The sequence below is a fragment of the Okeania sp. KiyG1 genome, from assembly GCF_014132355.1.
Classification (GTDB): Bacteria; Cyanobacteriota; Cyanobacteriia; order Cyanobacteriales; family Microcoleaceae; genus Okeania.
The window spans coordinates 1-20,321 of record NZ_BLZO01000069.1; the positions used below are offsets into that span (position 1 = coordinate 1).

General features: G+C 38.1%; 11 protein-coding genes and 1 pseudogene. 9 read left to right on the top strand and 3 right to left on the bottom strand.

Annotated elements, in window-relative coordinates:
- Window positions 1-244: 244 nt before the first annotated feature.
- Window positions 245-1,775: pseudogene (locus SAGCYANO_RS14200) on the bottom strand (ferredoxin--nitrite reductase).
- Between the two features lie 1,030 nt (window positions 1,776-2,805).
- Between SAGCYANO_RS14200 and SAGCYANO_RS14205 the strand changes: the two are divergent.
- The 8 genes from SAGCYANO_RS14205 (at window position 2,806) to SAGCYANO_RS14235 (ending at window position 14,593) form a co-directional block, all read left to right on the top strand.
- Window positions 2,806-4,917, top strand: coding sequence for a PAS domain S-box protein (locus tag SAGCYANO_RS14205; protein ID WP_202220673.1), 2,112 nt, complete (start codon window positions 2,806-2,808; stop codon window positions 4,915-4,917).
- 1 nt (window position 4,918) lies between these two features.
- Window positions 4,919-5,110, top strand: coding sequence for a hypothetical protein (locus tag SAGCYANO_RS49240; RefSeq protein WP_307785892.1), 192 nt, complete (start codon window positions 4,919-4,921; stop codon window positions 5,108-5,110).
- A 2-nt stretch (window positions 5,111-5,112) separates the two neighbouring features.
- Window positions 5,113-5,367 (top strand): response regulator, encoded by a 255-nt coding sequence (locus SAGCYANO_RS49245; protein WP_307785893.1) that lies wholly within the window; start codon window positions 5,113-5,115, stop codon window positions 5,365-5,367.
- A 166-nt stretch (window positions 5,368-5,533) separates the two neighbouring features.
- Window positions 5,534-6,349 carry a response regulator gene (locus SAGCYANO_RS14215; RefSeq protein WP_202220674.1) on the top strand — a complete coding sequence of 272 codons (816 nt, stop codon included), beginning with the start codon at window positions 5,534-5,536 and terminating at the stop codon, window positions 6,347-6,349.
- A gap of 5 nt (window positions 6,350-6,354) precedes the next feature.
- Window positions 6,355-8,475 (top strand): adenylate/guanylate cyclase domain-containing protein, encoded by a 2,121-nt coding sequence (locus tag SAGCYANO_RS14220; protein ID WP_202220675.1) that lies wholly within the window; start codon window positions 6,355-6,357, stop codon window positions 8,473-8,475.
- 1,120 nt (window positions 8,476-9,595) lie between these two features.
- Window positions 9,596-12,256: a GGDEF domain-containing response regulator gene (locus SAGCYANO_RS14225; RefSeq protein ID WP_202220676.1), complete on the top strand. Its 2,661-nt coding sequence runs from the start codon at window positions 9,596-9,598 to the stop codon at window positions 12,254-12,256.
- A gap of 31 nt (window positions 12,257-12,287) precedes the next feature.
- On the top strand, window positions 12,288-12,476 hold the full coding sequence (locus SAGCYANO_RS14230) for a hypothetical protein (RefSeq protein WP_202220677.1): 189 nt from the start codon (window positions 12,288-12,290) through the stop codon (window positions 12,474-12,476).
- 707 nt (window positions 12,477-13,183) lie between these two features.
- Window positions 13,184-14,593, top strand: coding sequence for a pentapeptide repeat-containing protein (locus SAGCYANO_RS14235; protein ID WP_202220678.1), 1,410 nt, complete (start codon window positions 13,184-13,186; stop codon window positions 14,591-14,593).
- A gap of 1,119 nt (window positions 14,594-15,712) precedes the next feature.
- On the opposite strand, the gene SAGCYANO_RS14240 is transcribed toward SAGCYANO_RS14235, so the two are convergent.
- Window positions 15,713-17,629 (bottom strand): lipoxygenase family protein, encoded by a 1,917-nt coding sequence (locus SAGCYANO_RS14240; RefSeq protein WP_202220679.1) that lies wholly within the window; start codon window positions 17,627-17,629, stop codon window positions 15,713-15,715.
- 611 nt (window positions 17,630-18,240) lie between these two features.
- Window positions 18,241-19,113, bottom strand: a complete 873-nt coding sequence (locus tag SAGCYANO_RS14245) for an S-methyl-5'-thioadenosine phosphorylase (protein ID WP_202220680.1) — start codon at window positions 19,111-19,113, stop codon at window positions 18,241-18,243.
- Window positions 19,114-20,045: 932 nt separating this feature from the next.
- On the opposite strand from SAGCYANO_RS14245, the gene SAGCYANO_RS14250 reads away from it, so the two are divergent.
- On the top strand, window positions 20,046-20,252 hold the full coding sequence (locus SAGCYANO_RS14250; RefSeq protein ID WP_202220681.1) for a hypothetical protein: 207 nt from the start codon (window positions 20,046-20,048) through the stop codon (window positions 20,250-20,252).
- Window positions 20,253-20,321: the final 69 nt, after the last annotated feature.

Sequence of the window (20,321 nt, forward strand, 5' to 3'; positions counted from 1 at the left end):
AACGCTGCCAACTATTGGTATAAAAACCAGCAAATAGTGTTAACCCAACTACAGATAGAATTTTTAGACCTAGAGATTTTGCAGTTTCGGGTGAATTGTTAGAAGTATTAACTGTAGTAGACATTGTTGAGATTCTCCTTGTTGTTTTTTTGGCTTTGAGTGTAATAAATAAATTTTTGCTTTGAGACTAAATTTGAGAAAGGCTATTTAAGCTTCTCCAGTCTTTACTTGTAAGATTTTTAATTTACTTTGGTTGAGCACCAAAATTTTCAATTAGCAAATTCCGCAAAACAGGTTTGAGGTCTTCACAGGGAATACCTTTTGAACGCAATTGCCAAGTTTAGCATCTTTGCCAACTGTGCCTCCCATGTACAGGTCAACACCCTCAACCATTTTACCATCTTTGCGGGCTTTAGTTCCCATCAAACCGATATCTGCAACCTGTGGCTGTCCACAAGAGTTGGGGCAACCAGTCCAGTGAATCCGTACTGGTTTTGGCATGGATAGTTCAGCCTGAGTTCCTTGACCATTGCTACGGCACGACTTTTGGTTTCGATGAGAGCAAAGTTACAAAACTGTGCCCCTGTGCATGAAACTACGGCCCGAGTTAATGGTTGAGGATTAATGGAAAACTTTTCTAGCAGGGGTTCACCAAGGAACGCTTCGATTCTAGATTCTGGAATATTAGGAACTATAGCATTTTGTTCTACACTGAGCCTAATTTCTCCATTTCCATAAACCTCCGCTAGCCGCGCCAGCTCAAACATATCGTTAGCATACAGCCTACCAACCGGAATATGCAACCCTATATAGTTTAATCCTGGTTGTTTTTGTTTGTAAACCCCTATGTGGTCCCGTTTTTCCCAGATAATTTCGTCTTTGGGAGCTTCTGTTTCTAGAGTTTGCCCCATTTGTTGCTCGACTTTTGAGCGGAATTTGTCTAGACCTAATTCGTCAATTAACCACATTAGACGAGATTTCTGACGATTGGCTCGCGGTCCATTATCGCGAAATATTTCTAATATAGCTCGGCAGATGGCAACTACTTGATTTGGTTCTACCCAAGCATTTAGGGGGATAGCTGCTTCACAACGTTTGGCTGAGAAAAAGCCACCGACTAGAACATTAAAGCCAAACTTATCGTTTTTGTAAGCGGGAACAAAGGCAATATCATTGATTTCCGCATGAACAGAATTATCACGACATCCAGCGATCGCTATATTGAATTTCCGTGGTAGATTGGTAAATTCTGGGTTGCCTTTGCTGTTGCCAGTAATCATGTCTTGGACTTGCTGCACTAACTCACGAGTATCGTACAGTTCGTCTGCATCTATTCCTGCTACTGGGGAACCTGTAATGTTGCGTACATTATCCATACCTGATTGAACGGTGGTTAAACCTACTTGTTCAAATCGACTGAATATGTCTGGGATGTCTTCTATTCTAATTCCCCGCAGTTGCAAGTTTTGCCTGGTGGTAATATCCGCGCTACCATCTTCACCGTAGCGTTGGACTATTTCTGCCAAGACTCGCATTTGCTTACTGGTGATGACTCCATTCGGCATCCGCATCCGCAACATAAATTTGCCTGGAGTTACTGGTCGGAAGAATATACCTAACCATTTTAGTCTGTGGTCGCGGTCAGTTTTGTCTATTGCTTCCCAACCAATATTGGCAAATTGTTCTAGTTCTGTTTTCACTGCCAGACCATCTTTTTCTGCTTTAAATTTCTCAAATTTATTTAGTTTTTCTTGGCGTTCTACTGTGCCAGTCATTTCAGTTATCAGTTATCAGTTATCAGTTATCAGTACCTCCTGTAATAGGGAGGCTACGAGAATACGGAATTATCTTTCTTTTGGTCGATTAGATATGGCGAGGAGACCTTGCCATCTCTCGACCGCTTTTTATCTCCTTAAAAGGGCAGGAGGCTTTAGACCTTATGTTTAACAATTTCTGTATCTGTTGTTACCACCTAAGTCAAATTTTTATTAACTTGTTGTTGATTAATGTAAATGAGTTTCCAGGAAGTATTCGTATTCTTTGTTACAAAATATTTATTTTTATGAAGTTTATGTATATTAAAATGCGTTTATTGCATTTCAGATGCAAAAGAGATATAGGGACAAGGGCTATAGCACTGGGCAAATAGGGCGTGGACATTTATAGAACCCATTTGGGATCTATTGGGAGAGTGTGGGGAGTGTGGGAAGGGTGGGGAGTGTGGGAGGTGTGGGAGGTGTGGGGGTGTGGGAGGAGTTTGTGGGATGATTTTGTCAAAGAGCAGAAACGATAATCCCCGTGTCTCCGTGTCTCCGTGTCTCCCCGTCTCCGCCTCTCCGCCTCTCCGCTGCCTCCACGTCCGCGCCCGAGTTTCCACAATTCGCAGCTCCTCCGGAGGAGGCGTGCCCCCCGGCAAAAAAGCCGTAGTGTAGTATATCTGTTCAATTCACTTGCAAATAAAAAGTCGCCCTACAAGGGCGAGGCACCTACCCCAATTTTTTGGTAACTGTTCTATATTTTTTGTGCTGTAATCAAGATGTGGGTCATCTGAGAAATCAAGAAGCTACAAGTCAGTCGTCATTATTAAGGAGACAAAAAGTGAAATGGCCAAAATTTCAAGAATTTAGAATTTAGAATTTAGAATTTAGAATTTAGAATTAGGGCTTGCGCTCATAAAGCTAAAAGTCAGGATAGCTTACGGTAATGGAGCTTTTTATATTCAGTTTATCTCGTAGTTTATGGCTCTTATTGGCATCAATTTACTGAAATTTTCTGCTGAAATTCAAGAAAATTTCTTCACATAAAATGGCCGAAACCGTTGTCTGTTCCCCACACATCGACCCGTCCCCGCGTCTGGTGCGTCTCCGTGTCCTACCCCCACCAACCAATTTTTTCACCCGTACCCTAAATATAACTTTTGAGGGTGGTCAGGCGCAGTTTGAAACTAATATCTTTGTCCTTGTTTCTTTATCCCTATTGCCTTTCTTAAAAAATATGTTTGAATATAGACCTACTGGACAATGCTATCTCTGGAATCCTAGTTTAGTTAGCTTGCATTTAGTCTCAGATACTCTGATTACTATTGCTTACTTCTCTATCCCTCTAATATTGGTTTATTTTATCCAGCAAAGAAAAGATTTACCTTTTCCTTATATATTCTGGCTATTTAGTGCATTTATAGTTTCTTGTGGGACAAGCCATCTTCTAGATGTGTGGACCTTATGGCATCCCACTTACTGGGTTTCAGGAACTCTGAAGGCTATAACTGCCATAATTTCATTGTTGACAGCTTTTGAACTCAGTATTCTCATGCCTCAAGCTTTAGCATTGCCTAGTCCAGCAGAACTAGAAAAAGCAAATCAGGAACTACACAAACAAATAGTAGAACGGCAGGTTATAGAAACTCAATTACGAGAAAGTGAGGTTAAATTTCGTGCTGCTGCAGAAGCAAGCTTAGATAGTTTATTTATATTTAATACTCTGCGGGATGAAACTGGAGGTATTATCGATTTTATTTTTGCAGAGCTAAACTCCCGCGCCGAACAACTCATTTCTATGTCTAAATCTGAAGTATTGGGACAAAGACTGTCCGAACTAATTCCTATCAACCGTACCGAAGGTTTCTTGGAAAAATACGTTCAGGTTGTGGAAACGGGAAAAGTTCTCAAAGAAGAGTTTTGCACAAATGCCTTTACCCCCAACATTTCTTGGTTACAACACATGGTAGTTCCTCTAGCAGATGGTATTGCTATTACTACTAGAGATATCACTGAACGTAAACAGATGGAAAAAGTATTGCAAGAAAGAGAACAACGCTTCCGTCTAGCTTTTGACAATGCACCTATTGGTATTGCTCTAGTATCACTAGATGGAAAATTTATCCGGGTTAACCATGCTTTGTGCAAAATGCTGGATTACAGTGAAGTTGAATTGATCGAGTTAACTTTCCCAGAAATTACTTATCCTGACGATCTAGCTACCGATCTTGCCTTGATGCAGGAACTGTTAGAAGCAAAAAAAAGCAACTACAATATGGAGAAGCGCTATATTAGCAAGAAAGGTAATATTGTCTGGATAATTTTGAGTGTTTCTCTAGCAAAATATCCATCAGGCGAACCTCTGTATTTTATTGCTCAAATTCAAAATATTACTCCCCGCAAGCAAAATGAAGCTAGACAGCAAAAGCTCATTACTCAGCTAAAAATTAGTAATCAAGAACTAGAGGATTTTGCTTATGTCGCTTCCCACGACCTGCAGGAACCACTACGGAAAATTCAGACTTTTGGCGATCGCCTCAAAGCTAAATATGGGGATGTGTTAGATGAAAAAGGACTAGACTATCTACGAAGAATGCAGAGTGCTGCCAACAGGATGCAAACTCTCATTAGAGATTTATTAAACTTCTCCCGTATTACGACCAAAGCACAACCATATCTACCTGTAAGCCTTTCTCAAATAGTCGCAGAAGTTATTGACGACTTGGAAAACCGCATTGAACAAACAAAAGCTCAGGTGGAAGTAGGAGAGTTACTGACTATTCAGGCCGACTCAATACAAATGCGACAATTGTTCCAAAACTTAATTGGCAATGCACTTAAATTTCAATTACCAGAAAATCGTCCTATTGTCAAGGTAGAAGCAGTTTTACAGTGGAAAACTAATCAAGTTCAAATTATGGTATCCGACAATGGGATAGGTTTTGAGGAAAAATATTTAGACCGAATATTTACACCTTTTCAACGCCTGCATGGTAAGCAAAAATATCAAGGTACTGGCATGGGACTAGCAATATGTCGTAAAATAGTAGAGAGACATAACGGTAATATTACTGCTCGTAGTATCCCCAATCAAGGAACTACTTTTGTGGTTACTTTGCCTATTGAACAGACTGCAGATGAACAAAAGGAGCATATCTAAGTTGAATAAAACACCAGTACCAATTCTCATGGCTGAAGATGATGAGGACGACCGCCTCCTGACAATAGAAGCTTTTGAGGAAAGTAGATTACTTAATAAGCTATATATTGTTGAGGATGGGGAAGAATTATTAGATTTTTACATCATCAAGGTGCTTATGCAGACCCCGGAACTTCGCCTCGACCAGGACTAATTTTGTTAGACTTAAATATGCCTAAAAAAGATGGCAGAGAGGCTCTCAAAGAAATTAAATCTGACCCTAATTTATCTTTGATTCCTGTTATAGTTTTAACTACTTCTAAAGAAGAAGAAGATATCTATACTTCTTATCAATTAGGAATTAGTTCATTTATTGTCAAGCCAGTAACATTTGAGGGATTAATAACAGTAATTCAAGGTTTGAGTAGATATTGGTTTGAAATTGTTGAACTTCCTGCTAGAGAAGATTGAATCTGCTAGGGCAATTTTTAGGTTGATAATTTCCTGGGAAAATTATTGGAAAAATTATTGGGAAAATTATATTTATAATAAATTATTTTATGTTGGTGGCGATGCTAATTGTTTACCTAAATATAACTATAGTTAGTTGATAATATATAAAATCAAGCAGGCTGCTATGCAAAAATACACTATTAATATTCTCCTGATAGAAGATGATGAAGATGATTTTATTGTCATTGATGATATATTGTCAGAAGTAGAGTCACCAAAAATCTCCCTGGTGTGGGAAAAGACCTATGAAGGGGGGTTAGCTGCAATACAAACAGGAGAATATGATGTTTGTTTGCTTGACTATCGTCTAGGAGAAAAAGACGGCATAGATTTACTCAAAGCAGCAATAGAACTTAATTGTCAGACACCAATTATATTCATCACAGGTCAAGGCGATCGAGAATTAGACCTACTGGCAATGAAAATTGGGGCAGCAGATTATTTGAATAAATTAGAAATTCGAGAATATACATTAGAGCGAGTAATTCGCTATGTGATTGAAAGAAATAAAAATTTAATTGCCCTCAAAGAAACTCAAGCCAAACTACAAGAAGCACAAAAAATACCTCATTTGGGTAACTGGGTATTAGACCTCAAAACACAGAAAATTACTTGGTCTGATGAAGTACTGAGGATTTTGGGTCTGAGTGGTACTCAAAAGCCACCAACTTGTACAGAATTCCTCCAAATGTTCCTTCCCGAAAGTAGAAAATTATGGGAAAAAAATATGGCTTTAATCTTAGAGAAAAGCCAAAAGTGTGAGTGTGAATATGAAATAATTCGCCCAGATGGAACAGCGAAATATCTTTATACGAAGACGAGTTTAATTACAAATAGTAACTTAGAACCAATCAAAATCTTTGGCACAATTCTAGATATTACCAAGCGCCAACTAGCCGAATTAGAACTCAAAAAATTAGAAAACAAGAGAACTTATTAAGTTTAGTGATAGACAAAATTAATCAGTCTTTAAACTTAGAGGAAATATTAGAAACTACAGTAGAGTCAGTGCGAGAGTTTTTGCAATGCGACCGCGTAATAATTTATCGTTTATTAGCAAATGGTCATGGTGTTGTAGAAAAAGAATCTTTAGCACCAAATTATCTTTCACTGTTAGGCATGACAATTTTCGATCCATGTTTTCCCAACAGCAATATTTTAGAACGTTATAAACAAGGTCATTTTAGTATTATTAGTAATATTAATCGACCGGATATACAAGAATGTTATGCAGAGATGCTGAGAAAATTTCAGGTGAAAGCAAATCTAGTACTACCCATCTTAATTACAGAGGAAACTGAAAATAAAAATCAGATTGACAATTCAGAAATTAATGTATGGGGGTTATTAATAGCTCATCAATGTCGAGAAAATAGACAGTGGGAAATATCAGAAACTGATTTATTAAGGCGCTTGGCAGCTCAGACAGCGATCGCTATTCAACAAGCTCAACTTTATCAATATGTAGAAAGCTTAAACCAAGAATTAATAGATAATAATTTATTTTTACAACAAGAAATTACAGAAAGAAAAAGAGCTGAAGCCGAAATCAGGTTTTTATTAGAAACTACTCAATCTATTAATAATACAGATGATTTTCATTCTGCATTAACAATTATGCTTCAGTCTTGTTGTCAATTAATTGATTGGGATTTTAGTGAAGCCTGGATTCCTAATCAAGATACTAATTTCCTCGAATGTAGTCAAGGTTGGTGCCCTCAAAAACCAGATTTATTTGAGTGTAGAGACCAGATTATGAAACTAATTTTTAGTCATAATAATGGTTTGCCTGGTAGAATTTTTGCATCCAAAAAATCAGAGTGGGTTGAAGATTTTTCAACTGAGTCAAAATTAGCTGCTGTAGCAGATTTAAAAACAGCTTTTGGCGTACCAATTATTGTCGAAAATAAAGTGTTGGCAATCTTGATTTTCTTTAACAAAAAGGTACTACATGAACAGTTACATATAATGCAATTAATTGAGGCAGTAGCTACTCAATTAGGCTCTCTAGTCCAACGTAAGCAAGCAGAAGAATCTCTGATAATTGCAGAACAACGATATCACGAGATAGTAGAAAATGCTGTTGATGGTATTTTTCAGACTACTCCTTCTGGGCGTTTTATTAGTGCAAATATGGCATTAGCAAGAATGTATGGTTATAGTTTGCCAGAAGAGTTAATCAAGAATACTCAAGATATTTCTCGCCAGCTTTATGTTGAAGCAAACCGACGGCAAGAATTTATATCGGCAATAGAAGTGGATAATGCAGTGTATAATTTTGAGTCCTTAGTATATCGCAAAGATGGTAATACAATGTGGATTTCTGAAAATGCTCGTGCTGTCCATGATTCTCAGGGAAAATTATTGTATTATGAGGGTACTGTTTCCAATATTAGCGAGCGGAAAATAGCACAGGAAGCTTTGAAGCTTCAGAAACAACAAATGCAAGAATTATTGCTAAATATTTTGCCAGCTAAAATTGCTCAACGTTTGCAAAAAGGAGCAAGAGCGATCGCTGATAGTTTTGATGATGTGAGCGTGTTATTTGCTGACTTGGTAGGGTTTACTGAATTTTCCTCAAATGTTTCTCCCATAGAACTTGTAGAACTTCTGAATTTGATTTTTTCGGAGTTTGACCAACTAACTCAAAAACATCGTTTAGAGAAAATCAAAACTATTGGAGATGCTTATATGGTAGTTGGTGGTTTGCTAATAAAACAAGAAGAGCATTTACAGGCGATCACTAATATGGCGCTAGAGATGCAAGCTTGTTTAGATCGTATTTGCATTCAACAACAAACATCTCTAACTCTACGAATTGGTATCCATGTTGGACCTGTGGTTGCTGGAGTTATAGGTCAAACTAAATTTATCTACGATCTGTGGGGTGATACTGTAAATACTGCATCTCGAATGGAGTCTAGTGGTATTGATGGTAAAATTCAAGTTACCTCTGTTGTATATCAGCGGCTCAAAGAAAAATTTGTATTTGAAGAGCGAGGGGAGGTTTCAATTAAAGGAAAGGGAAATATGACTACCTATCTACTTTCAACAATTAATAATTAATAATTAATAATTAATAATTATATCATGTCCGGATAATTAGTTATAAAAAAACTTTCTCCTTCAACTCCAGTTGTTCTTCTTTCTTCCCCTCCACCGGAGGGGAGGGGCGAGGTGGGTTGACTCCTGAGGACTCCGTAGTTATTTATTTATCACTGTTTAACCGGACATGATATTAATCATCCTTTAAAATGGATAGGATTGAATCAAAGGAAAATCTTGATTTTTATCCCCTTAAAATGGGAGGCTTTAAACCACAATTTTTCGGTAAATAAAAAGTAAACTAAGATCTAATATCAAGTTGCCGATAGACCAGAATATAAAAAGATGAAAAAGATGGCATACTCCTCAAGAGTCATCAAAAGGAGACTTAAACTATTAGCCAATAAAATCCTTGGCGAGCTTGGCGAGCCATGTCATACGCTCTTGAAAATCTATCCAATTTCCTCCTACTCTCTAATAAATATAAATATCCAAAAAATAAAAAATTATCAATAATAATTGATAAATTATCAATTTATTACTGCTTATAACCTATTATATATTCCCTATTTTAATGTTTTTTTGGATCTTTTAAAGAGGTATGATATAATAGTTAAATACTTACAAATAAATGTATAGTTAGATGATACATGAAAAAACTGTGGTCGCGATCAAATAAATATATAGGCAAAATTGTTTTTATATTGACTGTTGAGTTATATTTCTCTCCCAGAGATAACTTAAGTAAATTTATTTTAGTAAAAAATGCATCGCTCATTTTTTGTTAGTACTTATAGAAGTTTTCATAAAGGTAGACTACATTCAAGAATTTAGAATTTAGAATTTAGAATTTAGAATTACCTCTCCTTTATAAAGAAGAGGATTGACTCAAAGGAAAATTTTTCTTCTCTTGGTCTCATGGATATGGCGAGGAGACCTAGCCATCCCACCCTACGGGAAGCTCCGCTACGACCACTTTTTATCCTCTTAAAAGAGGAGGCTTTCAAACACAATTTTTCGGTAAAAATTGTACATATACCTAAAGTTTAATAAGTTGCATAAATAGTTGTATTCTATGAAACATGAAAACCGCTGTAAATATTATTCTCAAAGTAAAATTTAGTCAATAAATATTTATATCATGGAAAAGCAGACTATTAATATTCTCCTCATAGAAGATGATGAAGATGATTTTATTGCCATTGATGACATCTTGTCAGAAGTAGGATTGCCAAAAATATCCCTGGTGTGGAAAAATACTTATGAAGGAGGTTTGGCTGCAATACAAACAGGAGAATATGATGTTTGTTTGCTTGACTATCGTCTAGGAGAAAAAGACGGCATAGAACTACTCAAAGCAGCAATAGAACTTAATTGTCAGACACCAATTATATTCATCACAGGTCAAGGCGATCAAGAATTATACCTACTGGCGATGAAAATAGGAGCAGCAGATTATTTGAATAAATTAGAAATTCGAGAATATACATTAGAGCGAGTAATTCGCTATGTGATTGAAAGAAATAAAAATTTAATTGCCCTCAAAGAAACTCAAGCCAAACTACAAGAAGCACAAAAAATACCCCATTTAGGTAACTGGGAATTAGACCTCAAAACACAGGAAATAACTTGGTCTGATGAAGTACTGAAGATTTTTGGTCTGAGTGGGACTCAAAAGCCACCAACTTATACAGAATTCCTCCAAATGTTCGCCCCCGAAAGTAGAAAATTATGGTCGGAAAATATGGCTTTAATCTTAAAGAAAACCCAAAAGTGTGAGTGTGAATATGAAATAATTCGCCCAGACGGAACAGTGAAATATCTTTATACAAAGACGAGTTTAATTACAAATAGTAACTTAGAATCAATCAAAATCTTTGGCACAATTCTAGATATTACCAAGCGCCAACTAGCCGAATTAGAACTCAAAAAAATTAGAAAACAAGAGCATTTATTAAGTCTGGTAATAGACAGAATTAATCAGTCTTTAGACTTAGAGGAAATATTAGAAACTACAGTAGAGTCAGTGCGAGAGTTTTTGCAGTGCGACCGCGTAATAATTTACCGTTTCTTACCAAATAGTCATGGTATTGTAGAAAAAGAATCTTTAGCGCCAAATTGTATGTCACTGTTAGGCATGACAATTGTCGATCCATGTTTTCCCAACAGCAATATTTTAGAACGTTACAAACAAGGTTATTTTAATATAATTAATAATATCGATCGATCAGGGAAACAACAATGTCATGTCGATATGCTCAGGGATTTTCAGGTGAAAGCAAATATAGTGCTACCTATCTTAATTCCAAACGAAACCGAAAACAAAAATCAGATTGACAATTCAGAAATTAATGTATGGGGGTTATTAATAGCTCATCATTGTCGAGAAAATAGACAGTGGGAAATATCAGAAACCAACTTATTAAGGCGCTTGGCAGCTCAGACAGCGATCGCTATTCAACAAGCTCAATTTTATCAACGTTTAGAAAAACTAAATCAAGAATTAAAAGCAATTGCATATATTGATGATTTAACAGGAGTGTTTAACCGTCGTCATTTTGAGCAAAAATTTAAACAAGAATGGAGAAGGTTGGCACGGGAGGAAGCTGTCATATCAATTATTATGTTAGATATAGACTACTTTAAACCTTATAACGATACCTACGGTCATCAGCAGGGAGATAAATGTTTGCAACAAATAGCTATAGCTATTCAAGCTGTGGTGAAACGGCCAGGAGATTTTGTCGCTCGATATGGTGGAGAAGAGTTTGTAGTTGTGTTGCCAAATACCCCCATTGAAGGAGCACTTAAGGTTGCAGAAAATATCAGAATAGAAATTGAAGCTTTAAAAATTCCTCATCAAGCTTCAGCAACAAGTCAATGGGTGACAAGTAGCTTAGGAGTTGCAGATAGCAATTGTGCAAAAACATCTAATCCAGAGAGATTGCTAAAAGCAGCAGATACAGCCCTCTACAATGCTAAAACTTCTGGCAGAAACCGCATAGAGATTTATTATATATGTATGGAAACTTTAGAGAAACAAAAACAAGAAATTAATTTAGTTACACAACTACGAGATGCTTTAAGAGAAAACGGTTTTTGTCTGTTTTCACAAGCAATTGTTCCATTGCATGAAGGCGTACAAACAAAACTTTATGAAGTTTTGCTCAGATTTAGATATCCTTCAGGTAAAATTATTTCACCCGCTACTTTCCTGCCAGTAGCGGAGCGCTATCATCTAATGCCAAGAATTGACCGTTGGGTGGTAAAAAATCTACTATATTTGCTGTCTTTGCAGAAAATCGATCATTTAGACCAAGATTGTATTTTTACTGTTAATCTTTCTGGTGCTAGCATCAACGATAACCACTTTCTAGAATTTATCGAACATCAATTTACCTGTTTCCAAGTGCCCCCCCAAAAAATTTGTTTTGAGATTACTGAGACTATAGCTATTACGAATTTAGATAAAGCAGCAAAATTTATTCAGTCTCTCAAACAAATTGGTTGTAGTTTTGCTTTGGATGATTTTGGCAAAGGAATGTCTTCTCTTTCTTATCTTACAAACTTGCCAGTAGATTATCTCAAGATTGACGGGATGTTTATTAAGAAGATGGAAAAAGATACTGTCACTCAAGGAATAGTAGAAGGTATTCATCACATTGGCAGGGCAATGAATTTAAAAGTAGTAGCTGAATATATAGAAACAGAGTCAATGCTCAACAAAGTCAGTAGTTTAGGAATAGATTATGGTCAAGGATTTTATCTTGATAAACCAAGTCCACTTTTGTCTTCTGTTTGAGGGTAGGGAGTAGGGAGTAGGGAGTAGGGGAGTGGGGAGTGGGGAGTGGGGAGTAGGCAGTAGGGAGTGGGGGAGTAGGGGAGATTACAACAGTTTCGGAGTTAGTGAGGTACAACATTTTAGGACTTTAGGCAACAGGCAAAAGAGAATTAATCAGCAAAAGAGAATTAATAAACTTTACCTCACTATCCTAAAAAGTGCTGTAAATATTGAAGTATAGTTATCAATGGATAATGGATAATGGATAATTGCTTAATTTGGTCTAATACCAATGTGATAAATTTTTGTTACAAATAGTAGCAATAAGGAAGAGGGAAGAAAGAGGAAGGAGCAGGGAGAAAGAATTGATGAATCAGAGTGGGATAATTGATTTGATTTTTTGGCGTTGGTAATTTGAGGTATGATATCGTGTCCGGATAAGAGCGCGATAGAAGTGCATGACCTTTACGCTCCCCGAAAAACTTTATCCTTCTACTCCTCCTTCTTCTTCTTTCTCCCCTCCTGGGAGGGGTTGGGGGTGGGTTGACTCCTGACTCGGTCCTCCTGAGTTCCCTCCTGGGAGGGGTTAGGGTGGGTTGACTCCTAAGTAGTTAAGATTAATATCATGCACGCGCTTTACCAACGCCGATTTTTTTTATTATTGGAAATGTCTATTGTATTTTATCAAGATTTATGCTACTGATATCAAATCAGCTTAAATACTTATTATTGGGAATAGGGGAGTAGGGGATATTGAATATTGAAGTAATTATAGAATTATCAACATATATTAATAACCGGATTCTATATGAATTATCAAATACAATAAAATAGAAAATTCAAGCATAGTTCTCAGCAGACGAGGATTTGAAGGATAAAAGTATTCTTTTAGACTTTAGCTAAATTAGAAAAAAAGTAGTGTAAAAATGAGAATAGGGAAAAAATACTATGAGCAAGCAACACTGGTTAGACATAAGTGAATATGTTTGCCTGGCAGGTTCAGTTTTAGGAACCATTGCTTCAGCCACTTCTGGGCAGGCAATATATGCAGCAGCACCTTTAACTTTGGCCTTATCTGCAAGTGTAGCTAATAGAAAACGGCTAGATAAATTGCAACAACAAGAACAAAGAGTGGCGCTTACAGATGTTCAGAAAACCTTCCTAGAAGATTTAGACAGAGTTGATAGTCAAACATCTAAATTGCAAGAACAATTGAATCTTCAAACTGAGGAACAAAAAAAGAAATTAGAAGTAATAACAGAAGAGCTGAATCAAAAATTAGTCACCGAAAAGGAAACTTTAGAGTGGCAAACTCAGCAACAAAGGAATAAATTACAAGAAGTTATAGAGTTAATACCAACTGAGCTACAACAACTCATTCAACGTTTAGAACCATTAGAACGTCAGCAGAAAGAAATCATCACTCAACGCTTACCTTGGGCAGTTTCAGCGATTGAGGAATTACAAGATAGAACTGCTGCCATAGCATCCTTAGAAAGTAACTTTGGTCATATTAGCAGAAATCTGCAAATTTTGAATAAGCGTGTTGAGAGTCTGCCTCAACCAGAGTTTTTTGGTAAAATTGAAACAGCTATTACTTCAGTAGAGAAGCGACTTGATTTAAATCCTATCAATCTTCAAGGTGCAGTGCTGACAGATGCAGATTTCAGTGATATTTATCTTAAGAATGCAAAACTAACAGATGCTAACCTCAGTGGTGTTAACTTGGGTGGTGCTTGTTTAAATAATGCTAATCTCACAGATGTTAACCTCAGCAATGCTAATTTAACAGGTGCAGACTTAGCAGTTGCTAATCTATCCTACGCAAACTTGAATCATGCTGAACTTGGTCAAGTAGATTTGTCTGGTGCTAACCTCAGTGGAGTAGATTTATCCTCAGCTAACCTAAGTGGTGTTAATCTTTCGTCTGCTAATCTCACAGATGCAGATTTAAGTAATGCTAACCTCAGTGGTGCTAACCTCAGTAATGCTAATCTCAGTGGGGTTATTCTCAGTCATGCAGATTTAAGTAATGCTAACCTCAGTGGTGCTAACTTGTCCCATGCAGGTTTAAATAATACTAATCTCAGTAATGCAAATCTTTGTGCTGCACAATTGTGGTGTGTTGATATCAGTGATGCTGACTTAACTGGTACATTAATAGATCGAAACACTAAATTAGACAAAGAAACTCTAGAGAAATTGCAAAGAGCAAGTCATAAAACAAAGAATCAAAATTTTAATGGTTTTGGTAGGAAAGTAACTAATAATGGTGTTCATCTAATGAGTCCTAACTTCTTGGAAGGAAAATCAAATGATAGCGTTGTTGTTCAATCTTCAATTATTGATACAAATTAGACATATCCAGAAAAGAGGGAGTAGTCAGTAGGGAGTAGGGAGTAGGGAACCCACCCTCGCCCCTCCCCTCCCAGGAGGGGAAAGAATTGATAATTTATGTGCGATTATTGGTTTTCTTTTTTATTATTAGAGATGTCTATTCGTAAGGTACACCAGTCGCGGGCAAGATGCCCGCACTTGCATTCACTTTAGACTTCTATTCTGATATTTTCTGTTCCCTTTTTCCTTATTATTCATATTATGTCCGGTTGAATAGTTATAAATAACGAGAGAGGAGTCAGGAGTAGGGGGACCTGCGGAGTATGCGAAGCAAACGGCCGTTTGCTTCGCATAACTATCGTTACACTACTTCCTACTCCCTACCTCAACAAAAAGACTTTTTCAGCAAACCCTAGTGGACTGACACAGCTAAAACTGTGCAGAGCGATTATATCAAATCCGGTAGCATCGGTGTAATTAGATGGGGAGATGGGGGGATGGGGGGATGGGGACCCACCCCTAACCCCTCCCTGGAGGGGAGAAATATTTGGTAATCGTTGAAGATGGAACATTTTTTACGTGCCGAATTAAACGGATTTGATATTATTGGTGCGGGGGCGGGTTTACCAGCTCCTGGGTAAAACCATTAACTTCACGCGGAACCCGCCGGGGGCGGGTTTACCAGCTCCTGGGTAAAACCATTAACTTCACGCGGAACCCGCCGGGGGCGGGTTTACCAGCTCCTGGGTAAAACCATTAACTTCACGCGGAACCCGCCGGGGGCGGGTTTACCAGCTCCTGGGTAAAACCATTAACTTCACGCGGAACCCGCCGGGGGCGGGTTTACCAGCTCCTGGGTAAAACCATTAACTTCACGCGGAACCCGCCGGGGGCGGGTTTACCAGCTCCTGGGTAAAACCATTAACTTCACGCGGAACCCGCCGGGGCGGGTTTACCAGCTCCTGGGTAAAACCATTAACTTCACGCGGAACCCGCCGGGGGCGGGTTTACCAGCTCCTGGGTAAAACCATTAACTTCACGCGGAACCCGCCGGGGCGGGTTTACCAGCTCCTGGGTAAAACCATTAACTTCACGCGGAACCCGCCCCTACTATTGCACCATTTTAGGCGTGTCACGCCACTAGATATTAATGCTCTGGGGAATTCTCGAAGGCAGTAAATATCTATAAAGTGGACGGTTTAAGTTACGCTGCTCAATAGTAGCTTCAATCTGAGTTAAATTCTCTTGAAACTTCTCTAACAAAGGTTTCACCTGCGGGTTTGTGAAATGCTCTATGGGATATTCACCCAATCTGTTGTAATAGACAGACCCCAATAAATATGTGAGATTCAGTTGGGTTTGTGCTTGCTCCAGAGGAGGTAGTAAATTCAGATAGTCTTGTTCACTCACCTCACCTCTGAGAGTTGAAGCTGGAGAATAACCTGCTAATGGTACCGCCGCAGCATAAGACATAATATTTTTTTGCGGGAAGTTAACTGCAGCGTGTTGAGCACTAGCAGTAAAAATAATCAACGTCACTGCATCAATTAAATACTGTCGCGTCTTAATACCTCCATCTTCACCAAAATCAGGTACGCGACCACCATCATAAGCGATCGCTTCCGCTGCCCAAGCTTGTAGTCGTTTATCCGCCTGAATTTCTTCATCAGAAGAATAGTAAACTTTCACATAATCTGAAACCCATTGATGAATAGCATCCCAAACTAACAAAGCATCATCCCGGTAAGGATAGACAGGAAGTAAATTCGGGTCGTCAACTCCCCGTTGTTTGAGTTGGTTGGGTAACATAGCTTGATTAAAGCTATAGCTTTGTAACCCGATCGCTGCTAATACACGGGAGTTATCAATAGTGGATGAAAGTAATTTGTCTACTCCACCTCCAGGAGCAATTAACATTTCCTGAGCTGCATTATTAATTGCCAAAGTGCCTTCAAAGTGAGGACGTAGTAGTATACTTAGACAATGAGTTTTTGGGAGTTGTCGATGAGTAGGCAGGATAAAAGCACCCACAAATAGATGAGTTCGACCCAAGTGACTCACAGCTTCATGGAAATTTGCATCCGCTATCTGTACGACTGTTTTGGCAAATAACCAAGCATATTTGGAAGAGTTAGGAATGAAAATTGGATTATCTGCTCCAGGAGTTTGACCGCACTGAATAGCTACGGGGCGTAATTTGCGATTGGGATCTGAACCTCTTGGCACTGCAAACAGAGCTAGAGGAGCATAACTATACTTTTGTTCTTTGGGAAAAGTGCCATTGAGAGCGCCTGCCAAAATTCCATAGTCTACTAGGTAAAGACGACCTTCTGCTCCTGCTGCTTCTAATGAATCTTCATTTCCCATGACTTGCTGATATGGAGCATCTGTAACAGGAAAGCGATCGTCTAAAGTTGATACCCGCTCAAGCATAACAGGGTTATAACCTGCCACTCGCATATAGGCAAATACTTCGTCTTCTTGAAAGGTATTAGCGATCGCTGGTATTCCACCAGTTTCAGGGAACAACTCCTGATAGGGCAACAACTTCTTGTAATCTTGCAAATTAGTCACATGGCCTTTTGGAGCATTTTCATACAGAAGTTTGACTGCTCGCCCTAAAATACCCTGGAAGACTGACAGATCGCTTTTTTTTAAGAGAGAATACAATAGCTCGTCAATTTCGTGAAAGTCCCTAGATATTCCTTTAATCAATAATTTGATTAAAACTTGCACTACTTGAGTCATGACGCTGATTTTTGTGGCTATCCCCTCTTGAGAAATCACTTCAATGATAAATTTTTTGATATCGTCTCTCACTCCTTGGTTGCCATAATTACCCCGGTTTGTGATTAGAGTATTCACAAAAAGAAGGCGGATAGTAGTGGCCAATAAGAAATACCATTGCGGGGAAGGCTGTTCTTGAGGGGGTAACTTATCCACCATTGCCAGAGGAGGAATATGAGCGTAGTTGTATTGATATTCTTGTTTGGCTATTTCTAGACTTTCATTCACTGGGGAACTTGCGATCGTAATATTTTCTGATGAAGTAGTCATTTCAGTTATCAGTTATCAGTTATCAGTTTACCTCTGCAATAAGGAGGCTTGATACATGGAATATTCTCTTTCTCTTGGTCTCATGGATATGGCTAGGAGACCTTGCCATCCCACCCTACGGGAAACTGCGCTAAGGACCGCTTTTTATCCCCTTAAAAAGGAAGGATTAAGACCAAAATTTTTCGGTTATTAACATAATTTACCGAATAGTTAAGGTAAAAATCCTCTCCTTTTAAGGAGAAATAAGAAAAAATTTTCCTTTGATTCAATTCTCTTCCTTTTAGGGAGAGGTAATTATCAATTATCCATTATCAACAGGACTTACGCAGAGACTCTACATATAGAGAGGGCGCAATTCGGAGCTTGGCGTTAGCCAATACCATTCGCCCCTACATATAGTGGTTTAAAAGTCAATTTGCGTAAGTCCCGATCAATTATTGAAAGCATAAATATTACAACTCAGAGCTGATTTATAAAGTAAATATTAAGAGGCTGAATTTCTTACAGGACAAAGGTTTTGCCGATTTTGGGCCAGTAAACCATAAATTCCTGAGACCTAGATAGCATAAGAGTTTTAGCTCAGTTTATCAATCAGCTCTTAAATAGGATTGCTATATATACTTTTGCAATAATAATTCCAATTTCTCCTTAGTCTTAGCAGGTGCTTGGTCCAAAGAAGTTAAGATGGCATTTTTCAAGGCAGAATGGGAATCAGAAACAAACTGATTTTCGCTCAACCTCCGCACCGTTTCCTGAATAACTTTTTGGGCATTCACCGCATTCTTGCGTAGATTATTAATCACCATGTCCACAGTTACGCTCTCATGTTCTTCATGCCAACAATCATAATCTGTAGATAGCGCTAAAGTTGCATAAGCTATTTCTGCTTCCCTTGCCAACTTCGCTTCTGGTAAATTTGTCATCCCAATAACTGTTGCGCCCCAACTACGATATAAATTTGATTCTGCTTTGGTAGAAAAAGCAGGTCCTTCCATACATAAATAAGTGCCACTGCGATGCACATTGATATCTGATAAATTCAAACTTTCTGCAGCATCCGCCAACATTTTCGCTAGTTGAGGACAAGTAGGATTTTCAAAAGTAATGTGTGCTGCTATTCCTTCACCGAAAAAAGTAGATATCCGACCTTTTGTCCGGTCAATGAACTGGTCTACTACTACTAAGTCTAGTGGTTTGATTTCTTCTTTGAGAGAACCAACTGCAGAAGCAGAGATTAAATATTCCACACCTAGACTTTTCATACCATAGATATTGGCACGAAATGGTAATTCAGATGGTAATAAAGCGTGATTGCGATCATGTCTGGGGAGAAATGCTACTTGTGTTCCTTCTAAAGTACCAACAATAAAAGCATCAGAGGGAGACCCAAACGGAGTATCTACCCGTATCTCCTCCACATCTGTGAGTGCTTCCATTTTGTACAGACCACTGCCGCCAATAATTCCTATTTTTACTTTGGTCATCCTGAGATTAGCTAATATGGATTTTTCAGGTATTCTACCGGATTTCTGGTGAAATTATTTGAGATTGTATCCGTTTAAATACTTATTTAAGAAAGCGATCGATAATACGGCCTATGGGGTGTCTCACCCTACAAATGGTATGGACATCGCTGGTGATATAGAATCCGGGGCGTTGCTGAATTGAAGTATGAATGTGCGATTGTTTGGTTCTCGCCTTCGCCCCCGCTGGTCCCCCATTCAACAAAAAGCGCAGCATCCTCTGGCTTCCCCCTCCTCACACTCCCCACACCTCCCACACTCCCCACACCTCCCACACCTCTCACACTCCCCACACTCTCCCTATATTTTTAAATAGATCCACTCAGGGGTTCTATATGTCGCGGAGCAAAACGCTCGTACAGGAGTCAGGAGAAATGGAAATTACAGAGAATGTAGTTGAAAGAACTGTCCCTTAATTTTTCTGCCCTTGTCTGCACAAAATGCGCTCCATGGATGAGCTTTCTTGATCGAAAAGCTGACACTTTTTTCAACCTAAGAAGTCTAAAACTTTTATATGTCAATGCTTTGATATTTGATCGGTAAGCCCTAACTAGCAATAGGGCACTATAGAGAACATAGCATAGAGTCAAGTAAGTGTTTATAATTAATACATAAGTATTAGACATACTGCAGATCTAAGTATTTTTCATCGCTGAATGTATAAAAAAAATTAATTTTTCAAAATCTTCAATGTTTATGCTGAATCTTTATCAAAATTTTACAAAACAAACTATACTTTTGTAATACTCTAGAAAAATAAGAACTACTCAATTTTGTGTCGTGCCCTTTCTTTATGATTCTCCTACCCAAATAGTTTTTCAATTTTCTGCGGGTAGTCAGTATTTTAGGAATATTTCTCTTTTGTCGGACAATTATCTGATTTACTAGAAAAAATGAACAATTCCCAAGCTCAATCTAAAACAACTTCCCTAGAATTAGTTATCAGTAATATTTTTGCTGCTCGTAAAATTTCGGCTAGCGATCGCCAGCTTTTAAGAACGGTGTTACTTTTACCTAATCTTTTAAGTATCACACAACAAAACCAGATTAAACAAATTTATGAAGAATTAATGGCTGGACGAATTAGTATTGTTAAATAGTCAGCATCCCGCTCTAAAGAGATGGGGCTTAGTGCCTCGTTAATTTAGATAGCTGACCAGCCTAAGTCC